Raw genomic sequence first — 18,712 nt, forward strand, 5'->3', positions numbered from 1 at the left:
CAGAGAGGATTTTTTTATTAACGAGAGTAGAACTCAACGATTAATGCTTCGTTAATTTCAGCAGGTAATTCAGAACGCTCTGGTAAGCGAGTGTAAGTACCTTCTAATTTGTCTGCGTCAAGTGTCAAATAGTCAGGTACGAAGTTGTTCACTTCAAGCGCTTCTTTAATAATTTGAAGGTTGCGAGACTTTTCGCGAACAGAAATTGTTTGACCTGGTTTCACGCGATAAGATGGGATATCCACACGGTTGCCGTCAACTAAAATGTGACCATGGTTTACTAATTGGCGAGCTTGACGGCGAGTGCGCGCAAAACCTAAACGGTAAACAAGGTTGTCTAAACGGGACTCAAGTAAAATCATGAAGTTTTCACCGTGCTTACCAGCCATTTTTCCTGCTTCTTCGAACGTTTTACGGAATTGACGTTCATTGACACCGTACATATGGCGAAGCTTTTGCTTCTCTTGAAGTTGCATGCCATATTCAGATAATTTTTTACGTTGTCCTGGACCATGTTGACCTGGTGGGTAAGGACGTTTTTGCAATTCTTTACCAGTGCCGCTTAATGAAATGCCAAGGCGGCGAGAAATTTTCCATGTTGGACCTGTATAACGAGCCATAAATGCTCCTCCTTTGTTTTTATTTTTGGTAAAATAAAAACAGTCGTGCCTCACCATTTATCGCCATTTTGTTTTCATGTATCCTCGCCCTAGCAGCTGAGAGTTACACGATACAGCCTCCAATTAGAGACGCACGTCTCTAAGGGGAACAAAATGGACATACAAATGTGAGCACAAAGGCTGCAATATTTTACACAAAGGCTATTATAGTTTTTTTTTGCGTCTGAGTCAATCATTTTTGTATGGTCTTTGTAATAAGGATTATGGTATGATATAGTTAATAGGTCTTAAGCTTTAGGGATATTACAGAAACTCTCATTTTTTTATTTATATGTTTTTTACACATAAAGAGAGGAAGTATGTGCGGGTGAGTGAAAAAAATGAACGTTCAAGAGCGCGATCAATACGCAATATTTAAACAAAAGTTTTTTGATTGGTTTTTAAGTGAAGAAGATTTTACCGATTTACCTCGCATCATTCAAGCGCTCATCACCTTATTGCAAAAAGAGTTTCATTTGTTAGATGTCACCTTTTACGTACTTAACCCGTTTAAACATGCTTTTGAGCCTGAAGTGACGACAGACTGTACGATCGAACAGCAACGAGAACAATATACGATTCCATTTGATGATCAGTTAAAAAAGCAGTTCGACGATATTGTTATCATTGATGACGAAAGTGAAGTCAAGACGATTCAATTTGGCGTAGTTTTTTCAGAAGATTCGTGCGGACTCGTTCGTTTCAAAATTCATGAGCGGGATATGATGACAAAACATTTTATTAAACAAGTGAAGCACGACTTTTTAAAAGTGTTTGCTCGTATTCGTAAAGTGTCTGAAGTATTAAGTGAAGAAAAGCGATATGAACAGTTGCATCGAGCAGCAACAAAAATTCATGCTTCTATGAATATCGGGGATGTGCTTGAAGAAATTGTAAAAACATTAAAAGAAGTATATCCAACATTTACGTGCCATTTGTTTTTATCGTATGATAGCACGACGAACCGCGATTTGCCGATTAAATTGCTCACATTTGAAAATGAAGATGAGCATATGGGAGCAATGCAGGCGTACGTGACGGGGCAAATTCAGTTCCACAATTCGCTTGTCCATAAAAAGTCTGTCATTTATGCTCCGATTAAAGGAGCACAAGGGATTTATGGCGTCATTGAAATGATTGCCCCGACAATTATGGAGTTGTCTGAACGGGAAATGCGGTTTATTTCTTTGTTGGCGAATACGGCTGGTAGCGCATTAGAAAACGCGAAATTATACGAACAATCGAAACGATTAATTGCTGATTTACAACTCATTAATGAAACGATTCACCATTTAAATACGAATTTACGTTTCCAAGATGCATTACAGTTTATGATTGAAAAAATAAAAACATCATTTGATGCAGAGGAAGTTGGATTTGTTATTTTGCAAGAAAAAGAACGAAAAGTGCTTCCGGGAAGTACGCCTTTTTTCCAATCACGTGAAGCCAAGGCATATGTAGATTTCGTTTTTCATCGTATTCAACATCCACGTGATACGTTATTTTTAGGTGATGTAAAAATTCATAGTGATCATACGAAACGCTTCCGCTCGCTTATGGCTGTGCCGATGATGCGCGGGATGATGAAGGGAGTAGCGATCGTATTGCATCAAGAGGCGTATCATTTTTCGTTTGATATGTTTAAATTGTTGCAGTCGCTTATTCATCACTCGACATTGGCGTTCACAAATGCAGCGTTGCGTGAAGAACTTGAACGGATGGTCATTACCGATCGGTTAACGAATTTATACGCACGTCATTACTTAGATGAACGCATCCAACGTTCGATGGAAGAGGATGGATTAGGTACGTTTATTTTAATAGACATTGATAACTTCAAAAAAGTAAACGACACGTACGGGCATCAAGTAGGTGACGAAATTATTATTCAAGTGGCAAACATTATTAAAGCAAACATTCGCCAAAACGATATTGGTGCTCGATGGGGAGGAGAAGAACTCGCCATTTATTTACCAAAAGTATCTGTTAACGCTGGTTTATCTATTGCGAATCGTCTCGTACAAAAAGTGCGTGAATTAACAAACCCTCCTGTGACGATCTCATGTGGAGTATCGTATTGGAAAAAAAATCGCGCTGACTCGGTCAAGGAGCTATTTAATCGCGCTGATGAAGCGTTATATACAGCGAAACGGACAGGAAAAAACCGCGTCGTTGTTCAAGAATATTAAACAAGAAAGAGGCCCTATTCATCGGCCTCTTTCTTATATGTCAAGGTAGCGAACGAGCGTTTCAACAAAACGTTGTAAATATTGTTCATCTATTTCATCAAAGCGATTTTTGATCGGGCTGTCAATATCGAGCACACCGATAACGTGACCGTCTTTGATCATGGGAACGACAATTTCAGATTGGGACGCTGCGTCGCAGGCGATATGACCTGGGAACGTGTGAACATCGGCAACACGTACTGTGCGCTTTTCAGCAGCGGCCGTTCCACATACCCCTTTGCCGAACGGAATGCGCACGCAAGCCGGTAACCCTTGAAACGGCCCGAGAACGAGTTCGTTTCCTTCGGCTATATAAAAACCGACCCAATTAATATCGTGCAAAAAATAATTCAATAAAGCGGAAGCGTTCGCTAAGTTCGCTACAACATTTTTTTCATCTGAAATTAACGCTTTCAGTTGTTCGATGACAAGTGTATAATTTTCCTCTCTTGTCCCTGTGTATGTTTGCGTATGAAACATGTATTTCACCCCTCTATATCAGCATATGTTCAATTCCTTGGTGAAGGCCAGCGACCGAGTGGGCATCTGAGCCATACACAAGAGGGATGCCGCGTTTGACGGCTTCCTTGACTACCCAATGAGGTGGATATGGCTCTAAACAAAGCGGTTTTACTGCGCCAGCGCCGTTATAATCAAGCTCAAGTTGACGATTTTTCATTTCATCGAGAATGTGTGCGATGATGTTTGTTGCATCGTATTCACACGGATATGCGCGATGAAACTTGCGGACGAGTGTTATATGTCCGATGCGTTTTGGTTTGTGCACCCCTAAATCGGCTACAACAGAAGCTAAAACAGTACGATAATATGCATCGTACACTCGTTCAATGCAACCAAACGATGTAACGATGTCGCCAAACATGTCTTCACTATAATCGATACACATGTATTGATCGTCAACGTGTAAAAAATGAACAGATAAAATGCTGTCATCTAATTGTGGACCAATTTCATTTAAAAACTCCTTCGTTTTTTGTTCATATCCGAGAATGAAATCAACTTCTAATCCGATGCGAATACGAATATGTCTTTCGTACTGTTTTTTTAATGATTGTAAAATGGATACGTACGACGCTAGTTGCTCTTCTTTCATTGCACTATCTTGGTAAGGGGTTGGGTCTATAAATCCTTTTGGAAGCGGTGCGTGCTCGGTGAATGAAATGTCTGTATAGCCGAGCGAAATAGCCTTTTCAATATATTCATGTAGCGCATCTTTGCTTCCGTGGGGACAGAAAGGTGTATGAATATGTCCATCGCGCACATTAGTCACTCCTTTAGGCGCAAACTTCGACAAAAATCACGTTTTTTAGGAAAAAAATTAAAATTTTTGCTCAAAAAATGTTGCTAACATGGTATCATAAAATCATTGAAAAGAAAATGCCTTCTCCATAAAAAAAGAAAGATTGACAACAAGGAGGCCCATTATGGAATTTGTAGCGATTAGTGCGCTCCTCGTCATCGGAGGACTTACATATACATATGTGCATCGAAAACGTTTATATAAACAAATTGACGAATTAGAACAATGGAAAATTTCCTTGATGAATCGACCTGTGCCAGAGGAACTGTCTAAAATTAAGTCGTTAAATATGATGGGGGAAACAGAGCAGCTGTTTGAAAAATGGCGAAATGAGTGGGACGATATTGTTGCTGTTCAGCTTCCGAATATAGAGGAAAAGTTGTTCGACATTGAGGAAGCGGTTGTCAAATACCGATTTATGAAAGCAAAAGAGGCGTTACGTCAAACGGAGCAACAACTACGAGAAATTGAAGGGAACATTCAACGTATTTTATTAGAGTTGCAAGAATTAGTCGGAAGCGAAGAGAAAAATCGAGAAGAAATTGAGCAACTGAAGGAAAAGTATCGTCAAGTAAAAAAAGCGATGCTTACTCAACGTCATGCATTTGGTTGCACAGAAGTTGCGCTTGAGGAGCGATTAAATGCTCTTCAAAACCAATTCCAGACATTTGAACAGTTAACAACGGAAGGGAATTATTTGGCTGCTCGCGAAGTCGTAGTGGTTATTCAAAACGAGCTACATGAATTGAACCGTTTTATTGAACAAATTCCGCTTTTATTAAGCGACGCACAAATTGAAATCCCTGCGCAACTCGACAACATTGTCGAGGGATATCGTGAACTGTTAGAAAAAGGGTATGTGCTTGACCATCTTCCGGTGGAAAAAGAAGTGGAAGCGATCCGTGGAAAAGTATCGGAAGTGCTTGCGTTGTTAGAAACACTTGCTGTAGATGAAGCAGAAAAACTGCTTCGTGAGGTGCAAGAAGATGTGGACACGCTGTACGATTTGTTAGAGAAAGAAGTATATGCAGAACGTTTTGTCCATGAAGAAACGGAGAAAATTGAACAAACGCTTTACGATTTGGAAGAAGAAACGAAAGAAACGCGTGATGAAACATTATTTGTGCAACAAAGCTATCATTTATCGCAAAGCGACTTAGATAAATATCGACAAATCGAGAAGCAAGTACAACAACTAATGAAACGTTTTATGCTCATCCAAACGAAGATGGCCGAGGAGCGTTTAGCTTACTCGCTTATTCGTGAAGAGCTTGAAGAAATTTTAGCGCAAATTGCTACAGTAAAAGAGAAGCATGCCCAGTTTCGCGAGCATTTATATGCGTTACGCAAAGACGAGCTAGCGGCGCGCGAAAAGTTAGCAGAAATGAAAAAACAATTGTCTGAAGCGATTCGACTCGTGAAAAAAAGCAAACTTCCTGGGTTGCCAGAATCTTATATGTTGCAAGTAAGCGAGGCGCGTGAAAGTTTAACGCGCGTATCGCTTACGCTAGATGGGAAACCGTTAAATATGGAAGCTGTTCATCAAGCGTTGGATGAGGCAACTGTTTCCGTGCAAAACGTATATGATCAAACGAAAGAAATGATTGAGCAAGCTCAATTAGCGGAGAGTGTGATTCAATACGGCAACCGCTATCGTCGCCGTTTTCATGCGGTAAATGCGGGATTAGAGGAAGCGGAACAACTATTCCGACGATACGAATACGAACTGGCGTTACAAAAAGCCATCGCTGCGGTAGAACAAGTCGAAGAAGGGGCGTTCGAACGCATCCGCCAGTGGCTAAAAGAAAACGAGTGAAAGGATGTCCTTTCACTCGTTTTTAACTTACTTTTCTTTCGGTACGTGTGACACGATTTGTTTTGTTTAGTAATAAACCGATGACCCCGCCAATGAGTGCTGGTGTAAGCCAGCCGATCCCTTGTTCAAAGAGCGGCAATGTTTTTTCGTATACATGTAAGATGGACGATACATCAAATCCTGCTGCCTTCAGTCCGTCAACGATGCTGACGAGAAACGTACCAGCGAGCGCCCCGATGTAAACGGTTTGTTTTCCCCTGAAATAGTCATGGAGAAACGATAGGGCGACGAGGGTAATGGCTAATGGATAAATAATAATAAGCACAGGAACGGATAACGAAATGAGTTTCGTTAAACCGACATTTGCGGTGAATGCGCTAAAGCAGCTCATAACAATGGCGAGCATTCGATAGGAAAGCTTTGGCGAAATTTTCGAAAAATAACTTGCGCAAGAAGATAATAAACCAACTGATGTCGTTAAGCACGCAAGCATAATGATGATCGATAAAATGATTGTACCCGCTTGACCGAATAAATAGGTCGCTGTTTGACTAATGATTTCGCCGCCGTTATTGCGATAACCGATCGCTTGTACGCTCGATGCTCCAATAAAAGCGAGCGATACATACACGAGCGTTAATCCAGAAGCAGCCACGAACCCGGCCTGAATACAAAGCTTCGTTAATTGTTTTTTATTTGTAATTCCTTTTTGTTGAATGGCTTGAATGACGATGATACCAAAAACGAGTGCTGCGATGGCATCCATCGTTAAGTACCCGTCAACAAACCCTTTAAAAAATGGGGCGTCTGTATATGCATCCGTTGGCGGTTGAATGTCTCCCATAGGCGTCCATATGCTTTTGACAAAAAATAAAGTAAGACCGATGAGTAAAAGAGGTGTTAACAACTTGCCAATTCGGTCAACTAATTTCGAAGGGTTTAACGCTAACCAAAGGGATATGCTAAAATAAACAACAGTATACACCGCTAACATGACGGATCGATCGACAGTTTCAGGTAAAAATGGTGTCACACCAATTTCAAATGATGCCGTACCTGTTCGTGGAATACCAAAAAACGGACCGATGGCTAAATACATAACGATTGTAAAGATGATACCAAATACTGGATGTGCTCGGCTAGCTAATTGTTGCAAGTCGTTCCCTGTTCTTGCAATCGCGATTACTGCTAAAACTGGCAATCCGACACCGGTAATTAAAAAACCTGCGATGGCAAGCCACATGTTTTCCCCTGCTGCTTGCCCGAGAGCTGGAGGGAAAATCATGTTACCAGCGCCAAAAAATAAAGCAAATAACATAAAACCGACAGCTATTAAATCTTTTTTCGACATGCTGATCCTCCTTTGTTTTCTCCGTACCAGCATATATACTACCATACAAAATAAAAATTTTGTCGTTTTTATCAAAAGTTTCAATCTTTAAAATATTCTTGTATGAGTAAAATGTTTGTGGGAGAAAAAAAGACAGGTTCCTGATTTGGTATAATAAGGAACCTGTCAGATATGTAAGCAAAATAGATGAAAAACGGGCTCTCCTCCTGGTAAGGTAGTAAGTGCGAAAAAAAATACAACCAAAGAAAGGAGTGGAGCCCATGCAGGATTATATCACAAACGGCTTGACATTAAAAGAGATCGAACAGTCTTTATTTAGACATATGCAAAAACAATATGGTCATCTCCTTCAACAGGTGTTGGAGGAGATCGACCGCACATTGGCAGAACAGCGGGACAAGAAACGATATGCGCTCAAAGATAAGCGGACGATCCGACTCCAAACGCTATTTGGAGAGGTGGAAGTGAAGCGAAACTACTACTTTGACCGTGAAAAAAAGGTGTATACGTCTTTACTCGATGTCTTTCTCCAGTTCGATGGGGCGCATGGAGTGAGTCCGCTATTAGAGGAGACAGCGATTCATCTCGCCGTGACGGGTTCTTCGTATCGACAGGCTGCGCAGTCGCTTGAAAAGCTGGTGGGGTATGCATGTATGAGTCACGAAACGATTCGCCAGTCCATCATCGAGGCAGAGGTGGAAGGGCACCGTGCGATGGAGAAAAAAGGGCGCGTGTTTTTTATCGAAGCAGACGGGTTGTACGTGAAACGTCAACGAAGCCGCATCAAAGGAAAAGAAGAAAAGATCATCACGATTCACCAAGGATGGGAGAAAAACGGGAAACGCGTATCCTTAGTGAATCGACGGTATATGGTTCATCAAACGAATGAACCGATTTGGGAAGCTGTAGAGAATTTTCTGATGAAGGAATACAGCTATGATCCGTTTGAGGATTGGGTGGTCATCAATGGAGATGGAGCCCCATGGATTACAGCGTGTCGAGAATATTTCGGGGACAGGGGGTACTTTCAGCTTGATCGGTTCCATGTGGCAAGAGAGATTCGTCAATTGTTCCGAGGTCATGCGAGATATCGGGTGATTCGAAAGAAGTTAGCATCATGGGATGAAGAAGGTGTGTTACGAGAACTCACAAGTGCCATCGGTACGTTAGAACATGAGGAGAAGGAAAAGCAACTCGAGGCGCTTGTTCGTCGAATCGAGGAGATGCCAGGATGTTTGCGTGACTATCGCGTATGGTTGAAGGAAAAAGGGATTGACACGACAAACATGAGGGCGATGGGGAGTGCGGAAGGAACGATGCATGTGTTTGCGAAACGAAGTAAAAACGGTCGAAGTTGGAGGGATGCAGGGATTGAAGCGATGTTGCGAGCGATCGTCGCGATAAAAGATACGTTACTCATTCGGACACGCGATGGAGTGATGTATGGCGTGGAAGAACGAGAAGAAACGAAACGAGAAACGATCGTGAAAAAGGCACTGAAGCGCGTGCAAACGCAAATGACAGAAGTGGTACGAGATAACATCCCATACCTTCGCCAATCTTCAGGGACACCGATTTACGAGGCATTGCAAGCATTGAAAGGTTTTTAAAACGAGAGAAAACGCACATACCTACAGGATGAGAGTAAGTAAAAGCGCTTACATATAACGATTTTATAAAACCATATATAACCAAAAAAATCGGTCGAGAAAAAAATCTCCCACAAAGTCTTGACTCAAACAATATTCTTTGATTATTTCCTTTTTGAATAAAGATGTGATAATATAAGAAGGCTGTTTGTATACGAAGGTAATGGAGGCTAGCGCGATGATGTACTTAGATAATAGTTCCACAACAAAACCGTTTCCAGAAGTGCTACAATCTTTTTTAAAAGTCGCGAGCGATTATTTTGGCAATCCGTCTTCGCTACACGGACTAGGTATGCAAGCCGAGCGACTGCTCACGCAAGCGAGAGAACAAATCGCACGTTTGCTCGAGGTGAAGCCGACCGAAGTGATTTTTACATCAGGTGGGACGGAAGGAAACAATTTAGCCATTAAAGGTGCGGCTTGGCAACATCAGCAGCGCGGCCGCCACATCATTACAACAGCGATTGAACACCCATCTGTCACCGAGGCGTGCAGACAGCTAGAACAACTCGGTTTTCAAGTTACATATGTACCTGTTGATGAACGTGGTATCGTTTCTCCAACACATATTGAACAAGCGTTGCGTGATGATACAATTCTCGTTTCTGTCATGCATGTAAATAACGAAGTAGGCTCTATTCAACCGATTGAACAAATTGGTTCGATGTTGAAAAAATATCCGAAAGTGTTGTTTCACGTTGATGGAGTGCAAGGTGCAGCGAAAGTACCACTTCATTTGAAACAGGCAAACGTTGATTTATATACGATATCTGCTCATAAATTTCATGGATTAAAAGGAGCAGGAGTTTTGTACGTTCGCGAAGGTGTGCGCCTTTCTCCGCTTTTATCGGGAGGGGCACAAGAAATGCAATTGCGCTCAGGAACAGAAAATGTCGCTGCTATTGTTGCGATGGCGAAAGCGTTACGATTATCGGTGGAAAAGTATCATGAGGCATATGATCGACTTGAGAAAATGAAACGAGCGCTCATCGAACGCTTACAAACGATTGAAGGTATTCGTGTTCACACGCCATTTGAACAATCAGCTCCACATATTATTCATTTTTCACTAGAAGGAATAAAATCAGAAACGTTTGTTCATGAATTAGAAAAGCAACATATATACGTATCGACAACATCAGCTTGTTCATCCCGTAAAAAAGCGCCAAGTAAAACATTGTTAGCGATGGGAATCGAAAAAACGCGGGCGGAGCGTTCGATTCGCATAAGTTTATCATACGAACAACAAATGGAGCATGTCCCAATCATTATTGAAGCCATTGAGCAAGCATATGAACGATTAAAAATAGTAGCGAGGGGAACGAAATGACGTATGATCATATTGTAATTCGTTACGGTGAAATGTCGACAAAAGGAAAAAATCGTTTACAATTTGTACGATGTTTAAAACGAAATATAGCAAAAAAATTGAAACATTTTCCGAACCTTCAAATTGAAGCGTTGCGCGATCGGATGTACATTCGACTACATCATACACCACCGCAACCTGTCATCGAAAAATTGCAAGAAGTGTTCGGTATTCAATCGTTAAGTTTGGCATTAAAGACAGAGAACGACTTGCAAAAAATAAAAGAAGCAACATTATTTTTCGTGAAACAATTTCCATACGAAGGGAAAACATTCAAAATATCAGCAAGAAGAGCAGATAAACAATTTCCGATCACAACAAATGAATTAAACTATGAGCTCGGTAGTTATGTGCTGAAAAACACAACGGGCTTAACGGTCGACGTCCATCATCCAGACATTGACGTTCGTGTTGAAGTACGAAAGGAAGGAACGTACATTACTGCATATGACGTACCAGGAGCGGGTGGTTTACCTGTTGGAACGAGTGGGAAAGCGATGCTTATGCTTTCTGGTGGAATTGATAGTCCAGTAGCTGGATATTTGGCAATGAAGCGAGGCTTGCAAATTGAGGCTGTTCACTTTTTTAGCCCCCCATTCACAAGTGAGCGAGCAAAGCAAAAAGTGATCGACTTAGCGCAGCGTTTAACGGAATTTGGTGGTACGATTCGTCTTCATATTGTACCGTTTACGGAGTTGCAACAAGCCATTTATAAACAAGTGCCGGAAAATTATTCGTTGATCGCTACGCGGCGTGCGATGTTGCGCATTACAGATGAAATTCGTAAAAAACAAAACGGACTGGCGATCGTGACAGGAGAAAGTTTAGGACAAGTTGCTAGTCAAACACTTGAAAGTATGGTTGTTGTCAACGATGTGACAACGACACCAATTCTTCGTCCGCTTATTTCGATGGATAAAACGGAAATTATTGCGATCGCTGAGCGAATTGGTACACATCATATTTCGATTCGACCGTATGAAGATTGCTGTACAATTTTTACGCCAAAAGCACCAAAAACGAAGCCGAAAAAAGAGAAGGTAATCCAATATGAACAATTTTTACCTTTAGATGAGATGATTGCTGAAACAGTTGCTCGCGTCGAAACGATTACATTGAAACCAGATCAACCATTGGACGAGCTATTTTAACGAGGAGATGCATAGAGTCCATTTGTTTTGCACAACCTATGGTTACAAGGGGGTGAAGACAAATGGCAAATCGAAATCGATTGCTCGTCCCTGGTGTGCAACAAGCGATTGACCAAATGAAATATGAAATCGCTCAAGAGTTTGGCGTGCAGTTAGGCCCAGATACAACTGCGCGAGCAAACGGTTCTGTCGGTGGCGAGATGACGAAACGCCTCGTGAAAATGGCAGAACAACAATTGAGTAGCCAAAAATAAATGTTAGGTGACAAAACTCGGTAGTTGACCCTACCGAGTTTTTTATTTTGTAAAAATTTTTAGAAAAGTTATACAAAATTATTCGATTTTTTTGTATAATTTTTTTGTATCATACGGGGTAGCGTCAAGAATTTTGTGTAATGTAAATGGGGTAGGGTATCTCTGAAATGGATTTAGAATAGAGGGGGGATATTTCCTCTACACATAAGACTGGATATTCAGTCTCCTGTGGGGAAAGGGAGAATCCCCTTATTTTGTTTACAATATATGGTTAATTGTAACGTTCTTCAAACATTCGCTCGAGGGCTTCATGTGCTTCGGCAAATCCTCGCAACTTTCGCCCTGCCCATTTCTCATTCAGTTCTAATTTTTCCTTCACAAACTGACGAATGACACTTTCCAGTTGATTTGCCCAGTCGACATTCGGTATACTTCTTTTAGACATAGGTAGGGTACTCCTTTCTCTAAGATTTTTGGTCCAATCAGAGAATACCCTACCTTTTTTCTTTTGGTCTAGTAAAATGCTTTACACAAAATTTTATACATCATCGAATCGCTGCCTCGTTGATCAAAGAAAATGGTAAAAAGAGGCGAAATGCCTCTTTTTACAAAAATGTTCGTTTTACTTTTTCCCAAAATGAATTATCTTTTAATTTGACTGTTTTAATGACTTTTCCGCTTAATGCAATATCAATTTTTTCGATATGTTGAATACTTAACGCTTCATTATCCATCCCGATAATCGGATAATCGTTGCCATCTTGTACAACTTTTAATGTTAATTTGCGATTTCCGCTTAAAATAAATGATGAGCCGAGAGTGCGATAACGGTTATTGTTCAACGACGCTAATTCGCTTACCTGAAAGCAAGGGAGCATCGGATCGACGACTGCCCCATTAACCGATTTATTGTAGGCGGTACTTCCTGTAGGTGTAGCAATGATCATTCCATCTCCACGGAATGTTTCGAAATGCAAGTTGTCAATAAATACGTCCATCACAAACGTTTTAATAATGCTTGAACGAATCGAACATTCATTCAAACAATAAAATGATGTCGAGTCGTTGACTGTGACATAAATCGTTGGATATTTACGCACCTCAATTTGTTCTGTTGTCATTGCTTCAATCATTTTTTCTGTATCGTGAATATGAAAATCACAATACATACTTAATGTGCCTAATGTTGAAATGCCGGCATATAAGCAATCATCACGAAAACCTGTTTTTCTGACTGCTTGTAAAAACGTTCCATCTCCCCCGATGCTCACAATAATGTTTGCATGTTTTGCATCATCGACGACTTCAAATTCATACTGTTTAGCAAGGGCAATAAGTGGTTGTACTTGTTTTGTCGTTTCGTCATCATGTTTATGAAAGAAATACATGCGATTGCGGCGTTCAGTCATCGTTTTCCCTCCGTTAAAATGTCCTCACGTTTATTTTATCATTTATTTTCCATTCATTGCGAATTTATTCGTTTAATTTTGCTCGTTTTTGTCGAAAATGTCATCGGGAAGGAAGTGAAAAACCGATGATTTTTATTATTGCCATCATCTTTGTTGCCTTCTTAACGTTCATTCCTTTTTTACATGTATACATGACGATTCAATTTCAACATGCACAAGATAATGATCAATTCACCATTGATGTTCGTATCCTTCGCATATTTCATTACCGATTTGTTGTTCCGCTCATTGAAATATCGAAAAAGGAAGCTGGAGTAGTGACAGAGCAAAAAACAACGACAGGAAAAGACGAAAAAACAACGTTTACTGTCACCGACGCTCGCGAACTTCTAGCGCAATTGAAACAATGGCTAAACCAAATCGTTCATTTACATACAATCATGAAAAAGTTTTTGCAACATGTGTCGGTTTTACAGTTTCAATGGCACACACAAATAGGTGTCGGTGACGCGGCAAAAACCGCCGTGTTTGTCGGGGTCGGATGGTCGGTAAAATATTATGTGGTGGCAATGATAAGTAAATATATGAACGTTTGTATCACTCCTTCCATTTCTATCGTTCCTTTTTTTCAAGGAGCAGTATCACGTACGTCGTTTACATGTATGATCCGATTTCGAATCGGTTATGCTATATTAGCAGGACTGAAGGTCGTTAAACATTGGAAAAAAGACATGTGAGTCACAAATGATGTGGACAGTTGTTAGGAGGAATGAAAATGAGTGGACATCCAATTGAAGGATTAATGACGACAGCGATGGAAAATTTAAAAGAAATGATCGATGTCAATACAATTATTGGTGATCCTGTCGAAACACCTGATGGAAGTGTCATTTTAACTGTTTCAAAAGTCGGATTTGGCTTCGCTGCAGGCGGTAGTGAGTTTATATTAAACAATGGAAACGAACAACAAAAAGAAGCACATCCGTTTGGTGGAGGAAGTGGTGGCGGAGTATCGATCACACCGATTGCTTTTTTAATTGTTAACAGTTCCGGTGTGAAATTGTTGCATGTGGACGAAAGCACACACTTATACGAGAAAATTTTAGATTTAGCTCCACAAGCGATTGAAAAGATCCAGCATATGTTTGAGAAAAAAGAAAAGTCGAAGCAACAACATAACGGAGCGCCAGACTTTGATATTTAGTATCAATCGAAATAATTGAATTTTTCATCTAATTACGTTATGATGAGCCTGTATCTTATATAAAGAGGAGGCTTACTATGGCGAAAGTTACATTTAAAGGAAATCCTGTCACATTAGTTGGCAATGAAGTAAAAGTCGGTGATGTAGCACCGAATTTCACCGTACTTGCCAACGATTTATCACCGGTGACATTAGACGATACAAAAGGATTTGTTCGGTTAATTAGTGTTGTGCCGTCGATCGATACAGGAGTTTGTGATGCACAAACACGTCGTTTCAATGAAGAAGCAGGAAGCATTGAAGGAGTAAAAGTATTAACGATTAGCGTCGATTTGCCATTTGCTCAAAAACGTTGGTGCGCTGCAAACGGGTTAGAAAACGTTGTCACACTGTCTGATCATCGCGACGTATCGTTTGGTCAAGCATACGGTGTGCTTATTCAAGAGTTGCGTTTACTTGCTCGTGCTGTATTTGTCGTTGATCGCAATGATCGTGTGACATATGTCGAGTATGTATCTGAAGCGACGAATCATCCAAACTATGAAGCGGCCATTGAAGCGGCAAAACAAGCGGCTCAACAATAATTGTTTGAGGCTATCTCAAAAAGGGATAGCCTTTTTCGTTTATATTTTCTAAAATAAAATGTCGAACAGAAAGGAGTGAAGTGTATTGGAAAAGCTATTTACAGTCATTGATGAAACGGCGACATGGTTACAAGAAGAATTAAATTGTTCATATTTAGAAGCAGTTGCTGAAACTGGAGAGAATTTATTTCACGGGGATGTACTGCAAGAAGAAGTGAGCGAGTTGTTAAAGAAACGGTTACAAAAGGCGTATGCATCTGTTCATTTGCATGAATGGAAAAATGAACACATCCGTAAAGCGTTGCAATTAGCGATGTTGAAAGGAATGAAGGAGTACGTACAGCCACACCATCAAATGACACCAGATGCAGTATCAGTATTTATCGGTTATTTAGTTGATGAATTTACAAAAACGTATTTTTCGTTATCGCTTCTCGATCCTGCCATTGGAACAGGAAATTTAATGACGGCTGTATTAAATCAACTGACGAATAAAAAAGCAAGAAGTTACGGAGCGGATGCAGACGATTTACTATTGAAACTCGCTTATGTGAATGCAAATTTACAACAACATGAAATTCAATTATTTCATCAAGACAGCTTAAAGCCGTTGTTTATTGAGCCGGTTGATGTAGTCGTGTGCGATTTGCCGATCGGATATTATCCAGATGATGAAAATGCCAAGTCATTTCGTTTACATGCGAAAAGTGGCCATTCATACGCTCACTATTTGTTCATTGAACAAAGTATTCGTTATACGAAAGAAGGCGGGTATTTGTTTTTCTTAATTCCAAACATGCTGTTTACATCAGACGAATCAAAAGAATTGCATGCGCTCATCAAAGAAGAAACGTTTATTCAAGGCTTATTGCAGCTTCCGCTTTCGATGTTTAAAAATGAAAAGGCAGCGAAAAGTATTTTTATTTTGCAAAAAAAAGGCGCGCATGCAAAAGCACCGAAACAAGCATTGCTTGCACAGCTCCCTAGCTTTTCGAATAAGCAGGCGATGCAAGCCATGGTGCTAAAATTCGAACAATGGCTGAAAGAAAATTGTTCATAACCTTCAGAATATAACAAATATGTGAAGAAAACGTTTTCGTCCAATTTGTATACTTGAAAAGAGTGACGAACGACCCGTAAAATGAGAGACGTACCGATGAAATTCGCATATTTGCATACAATAATTGTGAACGATGTTAAAGGAGCTGTTTAATCAAATGCCAAAAGTCATTGCGATCAATGCAGGAAGTTCTTCGTTAAAATTTCAATTGTTCAACATGCCGAGCGAGGAAGTATTAACAAAAGGTGTTGTTGAGCGAATTGGTTTTGAAGATGCGATTTTTAATATTACAGTCAATGGTGAAAAAATAAAAGAAGTAACGCCAATTCCGGATCATGCGGTTGCTGTGAAAATGTTGCTCGATAAATTAATTGAGCTTGGCATTATTCAATCGTTCGATGAAATCGAAGGAATTGGTCACCGCGTTGTACATGGTGGAGAGAAATTTAGCGACTCCGTTTTAATTACAGATGAGACGTTAAAAGAAATTGAAGACTTATCTGATTTAGCGCCATTGCACAACCCAGCAAACGTTGTCGGCATTAAAGCGTTTCGTGAAGTGTTACCGAACGTACCAGCGGTTGCAGTATTTGATACAGCATTCCATCAGACGATGCCAGAACAGTCGTTTTTATATAGCTTGCCATATGAGTATTACGAAAAGTTTGGCATTCGTAAATATGGCTTCCATGGCACATCACATAAATATGTGACACAACGTGCAGCTGAATTGTTAGGCCGCCCAATTGAGCAACTTCGTCTCATTTCTTGTCATTTAGGAAATGGAGCAAGTATTGCAGCGGTAGAGGGCGGGAAATCGATCGATACGTCGATGGGCTTTACACCGCTTGCAGGTGTAGCGATGGGGACGCGCTCAGGAAACATCGACCCAGCGCTAATCCCGTACATTATGCAAAAAACAGGGAAAACAGCCGAGGAAGTCATTGATATTTTAAATAAAAAGAGCGGAATGCTCGGCTTAACTGGTTTTTCGAGCGATTTACGCGATATTGAAGAAGCGGCTTCAAAAGGCGATCGACGTGCAGAGTTGGCGCTCGAAGTGTTTGCTGGGCGCATTCATAAATACATCGGCTCATACGCAGCGCGCATGTGCGGGGTTGATGCCATTATTTTCACAGCAGGCATTGGTGAAAACAGCGATGTCGTACGCGCGAAAGTGTTGCGTGGTCTTGAATTTATGGGTGTCTACTGGGATCCAGCATTAAATAAAGTGCGCGGCAAAGAAGCGTTTATTAACTATCCGCATTCTCCAGTAAAAGTATTAGTCATCCCGACAAATGAAGAGGTTATGATCGCCCGTGATGTGATGAGATTGGCGAATTTATAATGATTTGAAGGGTTTTGCAAACCAAAACTTAAACTCGTAACTAACGAAAACCTGCCTACTAAAGCAACCTTTTTCATATTCAGAAATGGATATGAAAGGAGGTTGCTTTTTTCTTTGCCATTAAAAAAGCGGAAGCATGCCAACAAAAAGAAAGTTTATACGATTAATGTTGCAAGGAAAATCGTTTTGCAAATTAAAAAAATCGAAGGACTTTCAAAAAATTCAGTTGATAATTACGAAAAAACATTTAACGATTTTGAGCGATTTTGGGGAGAAGAAACAGATATTTCTTCACTTACAGTAGACGATGTAAGACAATTCATCGACTGGCAGTTAAACAAAAAACTTCAATTCATGAATCAGAAAACGAAAAAGGTTAAAAAAATCGGTGTTTCAGTTTCAACAATAAACACATATCTCACATATGCAAAAGCAATTTTTTCTGTTCTCAAAAACGAGGGAATTGTAGAAGAAAATATTTTTCAACACGTTAAAAAAGTGAAAGAACATCAGAAAAAAATTGATATTCTTACCATTCCAGAGATCAAGAAAATACTTCGCACACTTAAAAAAGATGAAATATACAGCGAATTTCGTATGTACGTGTTAATTCATGTGCTTCTTGATAGTTTCGGGCGAATTGGAGAAGTCCTTTCATTAACCTGGAATGACGTTGATTTTGAACATCATTGCATTACATTTACAAATACCAAAAACAAGAAAGTAAGAACAATACCTATCACAAAAAAGACGATAAAACTTCTTCAAGAACTAAAAGAAGAAAACGCTGATTTTAAAAGTGAGTATGTATTCTTAACTAATCATGGAAAACAATTAGGACAAAGCGCATTTCGGAAGCATTTAAAAACGATCATCGAACGAGCAGGAATCAAAAAACGTGTTCATGCACATTTATTTCGTCATACTGCATCAGCAATGTTTATCCAGCAAAACGGTTCGGTTCGTGTGCTTCAAAAAATTTTAGATCATAGTGATTTATCTACAACACAACGATATGCACATGTATTAGATTCAACGATTCAAGAACAACATGAACAATTTTCACCTATTCATCTTTTAGAAGAACATAAGCAAAGAAAAGTAAAGCGAACAAGAGGAGGTAATCAAATATGAAAACAATTCAAGTGACTGAACAAGAACTTGCAACACTCAAAGCGGTGCTTTTCACAGAAATTCAACGTGTGAAAAAGGAAAAAGCGAACGGAGCAAATGTGGATGATTTACTTCAACAATACGAGCAAGCATTTGAGGCGTTGAATTTTGCGAAGTAATAAAAAAGAAGTAATAA

General features: G+C 40.0%; 19 protein-coding genes. 13 read left to right on the forward strand and 6 right to left on the reverse strand.

The genetic code is table 11. From position 1 onward, the window contains the following. Positions 1-17: 17 nt before the first annotated feature. The gene (gene rpsD / locus NSS60_RS03020) at positions 18-620 is read right to left on the reverse strand and encodes a 30S ribosomal protein S4 (protein WP_003398030.1); all 603 of its coding nucleotides are present in this window, start codon (positions 618-620) and stop codon (positions 18-20) included. A gap of 380 nt (positions 621-1,000) precedes the next feature. Here rpsD and NSS60_RS03025 point away from each other — a divergent pair, with 380 nt between their 5' ends. After that, entirely contained in the window at positions 1,001-2,848 is a 1,848-nt protein-coding gene (locus tag NSS60_RS03025; protein WP_340720624.1) for a sensor domain-containing diguanylate cyclase, read from the forward strand. A 33-nt stretch (positions 2,849-2,881) separates the two neighbouring features. On the opposite strand, the gene NSS60_RS03030 is transcribed toward NSS60_RS03025, so the two are convergent. Both NSS60_RS03030 and hisJ read right to left on the reverse strand, forming a co-directional pair. After that, positions 2,882-3,367, reverse strand: a complete 486-nt coding sequence (locus NSS60_RS03030) for a GAF domain-containing protein (protein WP_064214278.1) — start codon at positions 3,365-3,367, stop codon at positions 2,882-2,884. 13 nt (positions 3,368-3,380) lie between these two features. Next, positions 3,381-4,169: a histidinol-phosphatase HisJ gene (hisJ, locus tag NSS60_RS03035; RefSeq protein ID WP_004889012.1), complete on the reverse strand. Its 789-nt coding sequence runs from the start codon at positions 4,167-4,169 to the stop codon at positions 3,381-3,383. 163 nt (positions 4,170-4,332) lie between these two features. Here hisJ and ezrA point away from each other — a divergent pair, with 163 nt between their 5' ends. Next, positions 4,333-6,024 carry a septation ring formation regulator EzrA gene (ezrA, locus tag NSS60_RS03040; RefSeq protein ID WP_128356582.1) on the forward strand — a complete coding sequence of 564 codons (1,692 nt, stop codon included), beginning with the start codon at positions 4,333-4,335 and terminating at the stop codon, positions 6,022-6,024. A 22-nt stretch (positions 6,025-6,046) separates the two neighbouring features. Here ezrA and brnQ read toward each other — a convergent pair whose 3' ends face one another. Further along, on the reverse strand, positions 6,047-7,375 hold the full coding sequence (gene brnQ, locus NSS60_RS03045; protein WP_004889014.1) for a branched-chain amino acid transport system II carrier protein: 1,329 nt from the start codon (positions 7,373-7,375) through the stop codon (positions 6,047-6,049). A 260-nt stretch (positions 7,376-7,635) separates the two neighbouring features. On the opposite strand from brnQ, the gene NSS60_RS03050 reads away from it, so the two are divergent. The 4 genes from NSS60_RS03050 (at position 7,636) to NSS60_RS03065 (ending at position 11,798) form a co-directional block, all read left to right on the forward strand. Further along, positions 7,636-8,985 carry an ISLre2 family transposase gene (locus NSS60_RS03050; protein WP_088223306.1) on the forward strand — a complete coding sequence of 450 codons (1,350 nt, stop codon included), beginning with the start codon at positions 7,636-7,638 and terminating at the stop codon, positions 8,983-8,985. Positions 8,986-9,202: 217 nt separating this feature from the next. Beyond that, a complete protein-coding gene (locus NSS60_RS03055; RefSeq protein ID WP_004889015.1) occupies positions 9,203-10,354 on the forward strand; it encodes a cysteine desulfurase family protein in 1,152 nt (383 codons plus the stop codon). Then, positions 10,351-11,544 (forward strand): tRNA uracil 4-sulfurtransferase ThiI, encoded by a 1,194-nt coding sequence (gene thiI / locus NSS60_RS03060; RefSeq protein WP_004889016.1) that lies wholly within the window; start codon positions 10,351-10,353, stop codon positions 11,542-11,544. Before NSS60_RS03055 ends, thiI begins: the two co-directional genes overlap by 4 nt. A gap of 62 nt (positions 11,545-11,606) precedes the next feature. Beyond that, positions 11,607-11,798: an alpha/beta-type small acid-soluble spore protein gene (locus tag NSS60_RS03065; protein WP_004889017.1), complete on the forward strand. Its 192-nt coding sequence runs from the start codon at positions 11,607-11,609 to the stop codon at positions 11,796-11,798. A gap of 271 nt (positions 11,799-12,069) precedes the next feature. On the opposite strand, the gene NSS60_RS03070 is transcribed toward NSS60_RS03065, so the two are convergent. Both NSS60_RS03070 and NSS60_RS03075 read right to left on the reverse strand, forming a co-directional pair. Next, a complete protein-coding gene (locus NSS60_RS03070; RefSeq protein ID WP_004889018.1) occupies positions 12,070-12,243 on the reverse strand; it encodes a hypothetical protein in 174 nt (57 codons plus the stop codon). Positions 12,244-12,403: 160 nt separating this feature from the next. Continuing rightward, positions 12,404-13,207 (reverse strand): NAD kinase, encoded by an 804-nt coding sequence (locus tag NSS60_RS03075; protein WP_021093760.1) that lies wholly within the window; start codon positions 13,205-13,207, stop codon positions 12,404-12,406. A gap of 125 nt (positions 13,208-13,332) precedes the next feature. Here NSS60_RS03075 and NSS60_RS03080 point away from each other — a divergent pair, with 125 nt between their 5' ends. The 7 genes from NSS60_RS03080 to NSS60_RS03110 all read left to right on the forward strand — a co-directional run bounded on the left by NSS60_RS03080 (position 13,333) and on the right by NSS60_RS03110 (position 18,695). Then, on the forward strand, positions 13,333-13,944 hold the full coding sequence (locus NSS60_RS03080) for a DUF2953 domain-containing protein (RefSeq protein ID WP_192951025.1): 612 nt from the start codon (positions 13,333-13,335) through the stop codon (positions 13,942-13,944). A 38-nt stretch (positions 13,945-13,982) separates the two neighbouring features. Beyond that, positions 13,983-14,411, forward strand: a complete 429-nt coding sequence (gene ytfJ / locus NSS60_RS03085; protein WP_064214060.1) for a GerW family sporulation protein — start codon at positions 13,983-13,985, stop codon at positions 14,409-14,411. 77 nt (positions 14,412-14,488) lie between these two features. Beyond that, entirely contained in the window at positions 14,489-14,995 is a 507-nt protein-coding gene (gene tpx, locus NSS60_RS03090; protein WP_004889023.1) for a thiol peroxidase, read from the forward strand. A gap of 85 nt (positions 14,996-15,080) precedes the next feature. After that, entirely contained in the window at positions 15,081-16,055 is a 975-nt protein-coding gene (locus NSS60_RS03095) for a class I SAM-dependent methyltransferase (RefSeq protein ID WP_064214061.1), read from the forward strand. A gap of 157 nt (positions 16,056-16,212) precedes the next feature. Continuing rightward, a complete protein-coding gene (locus tag NSS60_RS03100; protein WP_340720625.1) occupies positions 16,213-17,403 on the forward strand; it encodes an acetate kinase in 1,191 nt (396 codons plus the stop codon). 114 nt (positions 17,404-17,517) lie between these two features. After that, positions 17,518-18,537 carry a tyrosine-type recombinase/integrase gene (locus NSS60_RS03105; protein WP_340720626.1) on the forward strand — a complete coding sequence of 340 codons (1,020 nt, stop codon included), beginning with the start codon at positions 17,518-17,520 and terminating at the stop codon, positions 18,535-18,537. Beyond that, a complete protein-coding gene (locus NSS60_RS03110; protein WP_340720627.1) occupies positions 18,534-18,695 on the forward strand; it encodes a hypothetical protein in 162 nt (53 codons plus the stop codon). The genes NSS60_RS03105 and NSS60_RS03110 overlap by 4 nt, the downstream gene beginning before the upstream one ends. Positions 18,696-18,712 lie beyond the last annotated feature (17 nt).

This window comes from Anoxybacillus sp. FSL W8-0382, from assembly GCF_038003845.1.
Lineage (GTDB): Bacteria > Bacillota > Bacilli > Bacillales > Anoxybacillaceae > Anoxybacillus > Anoxybacillus flavithermus_G.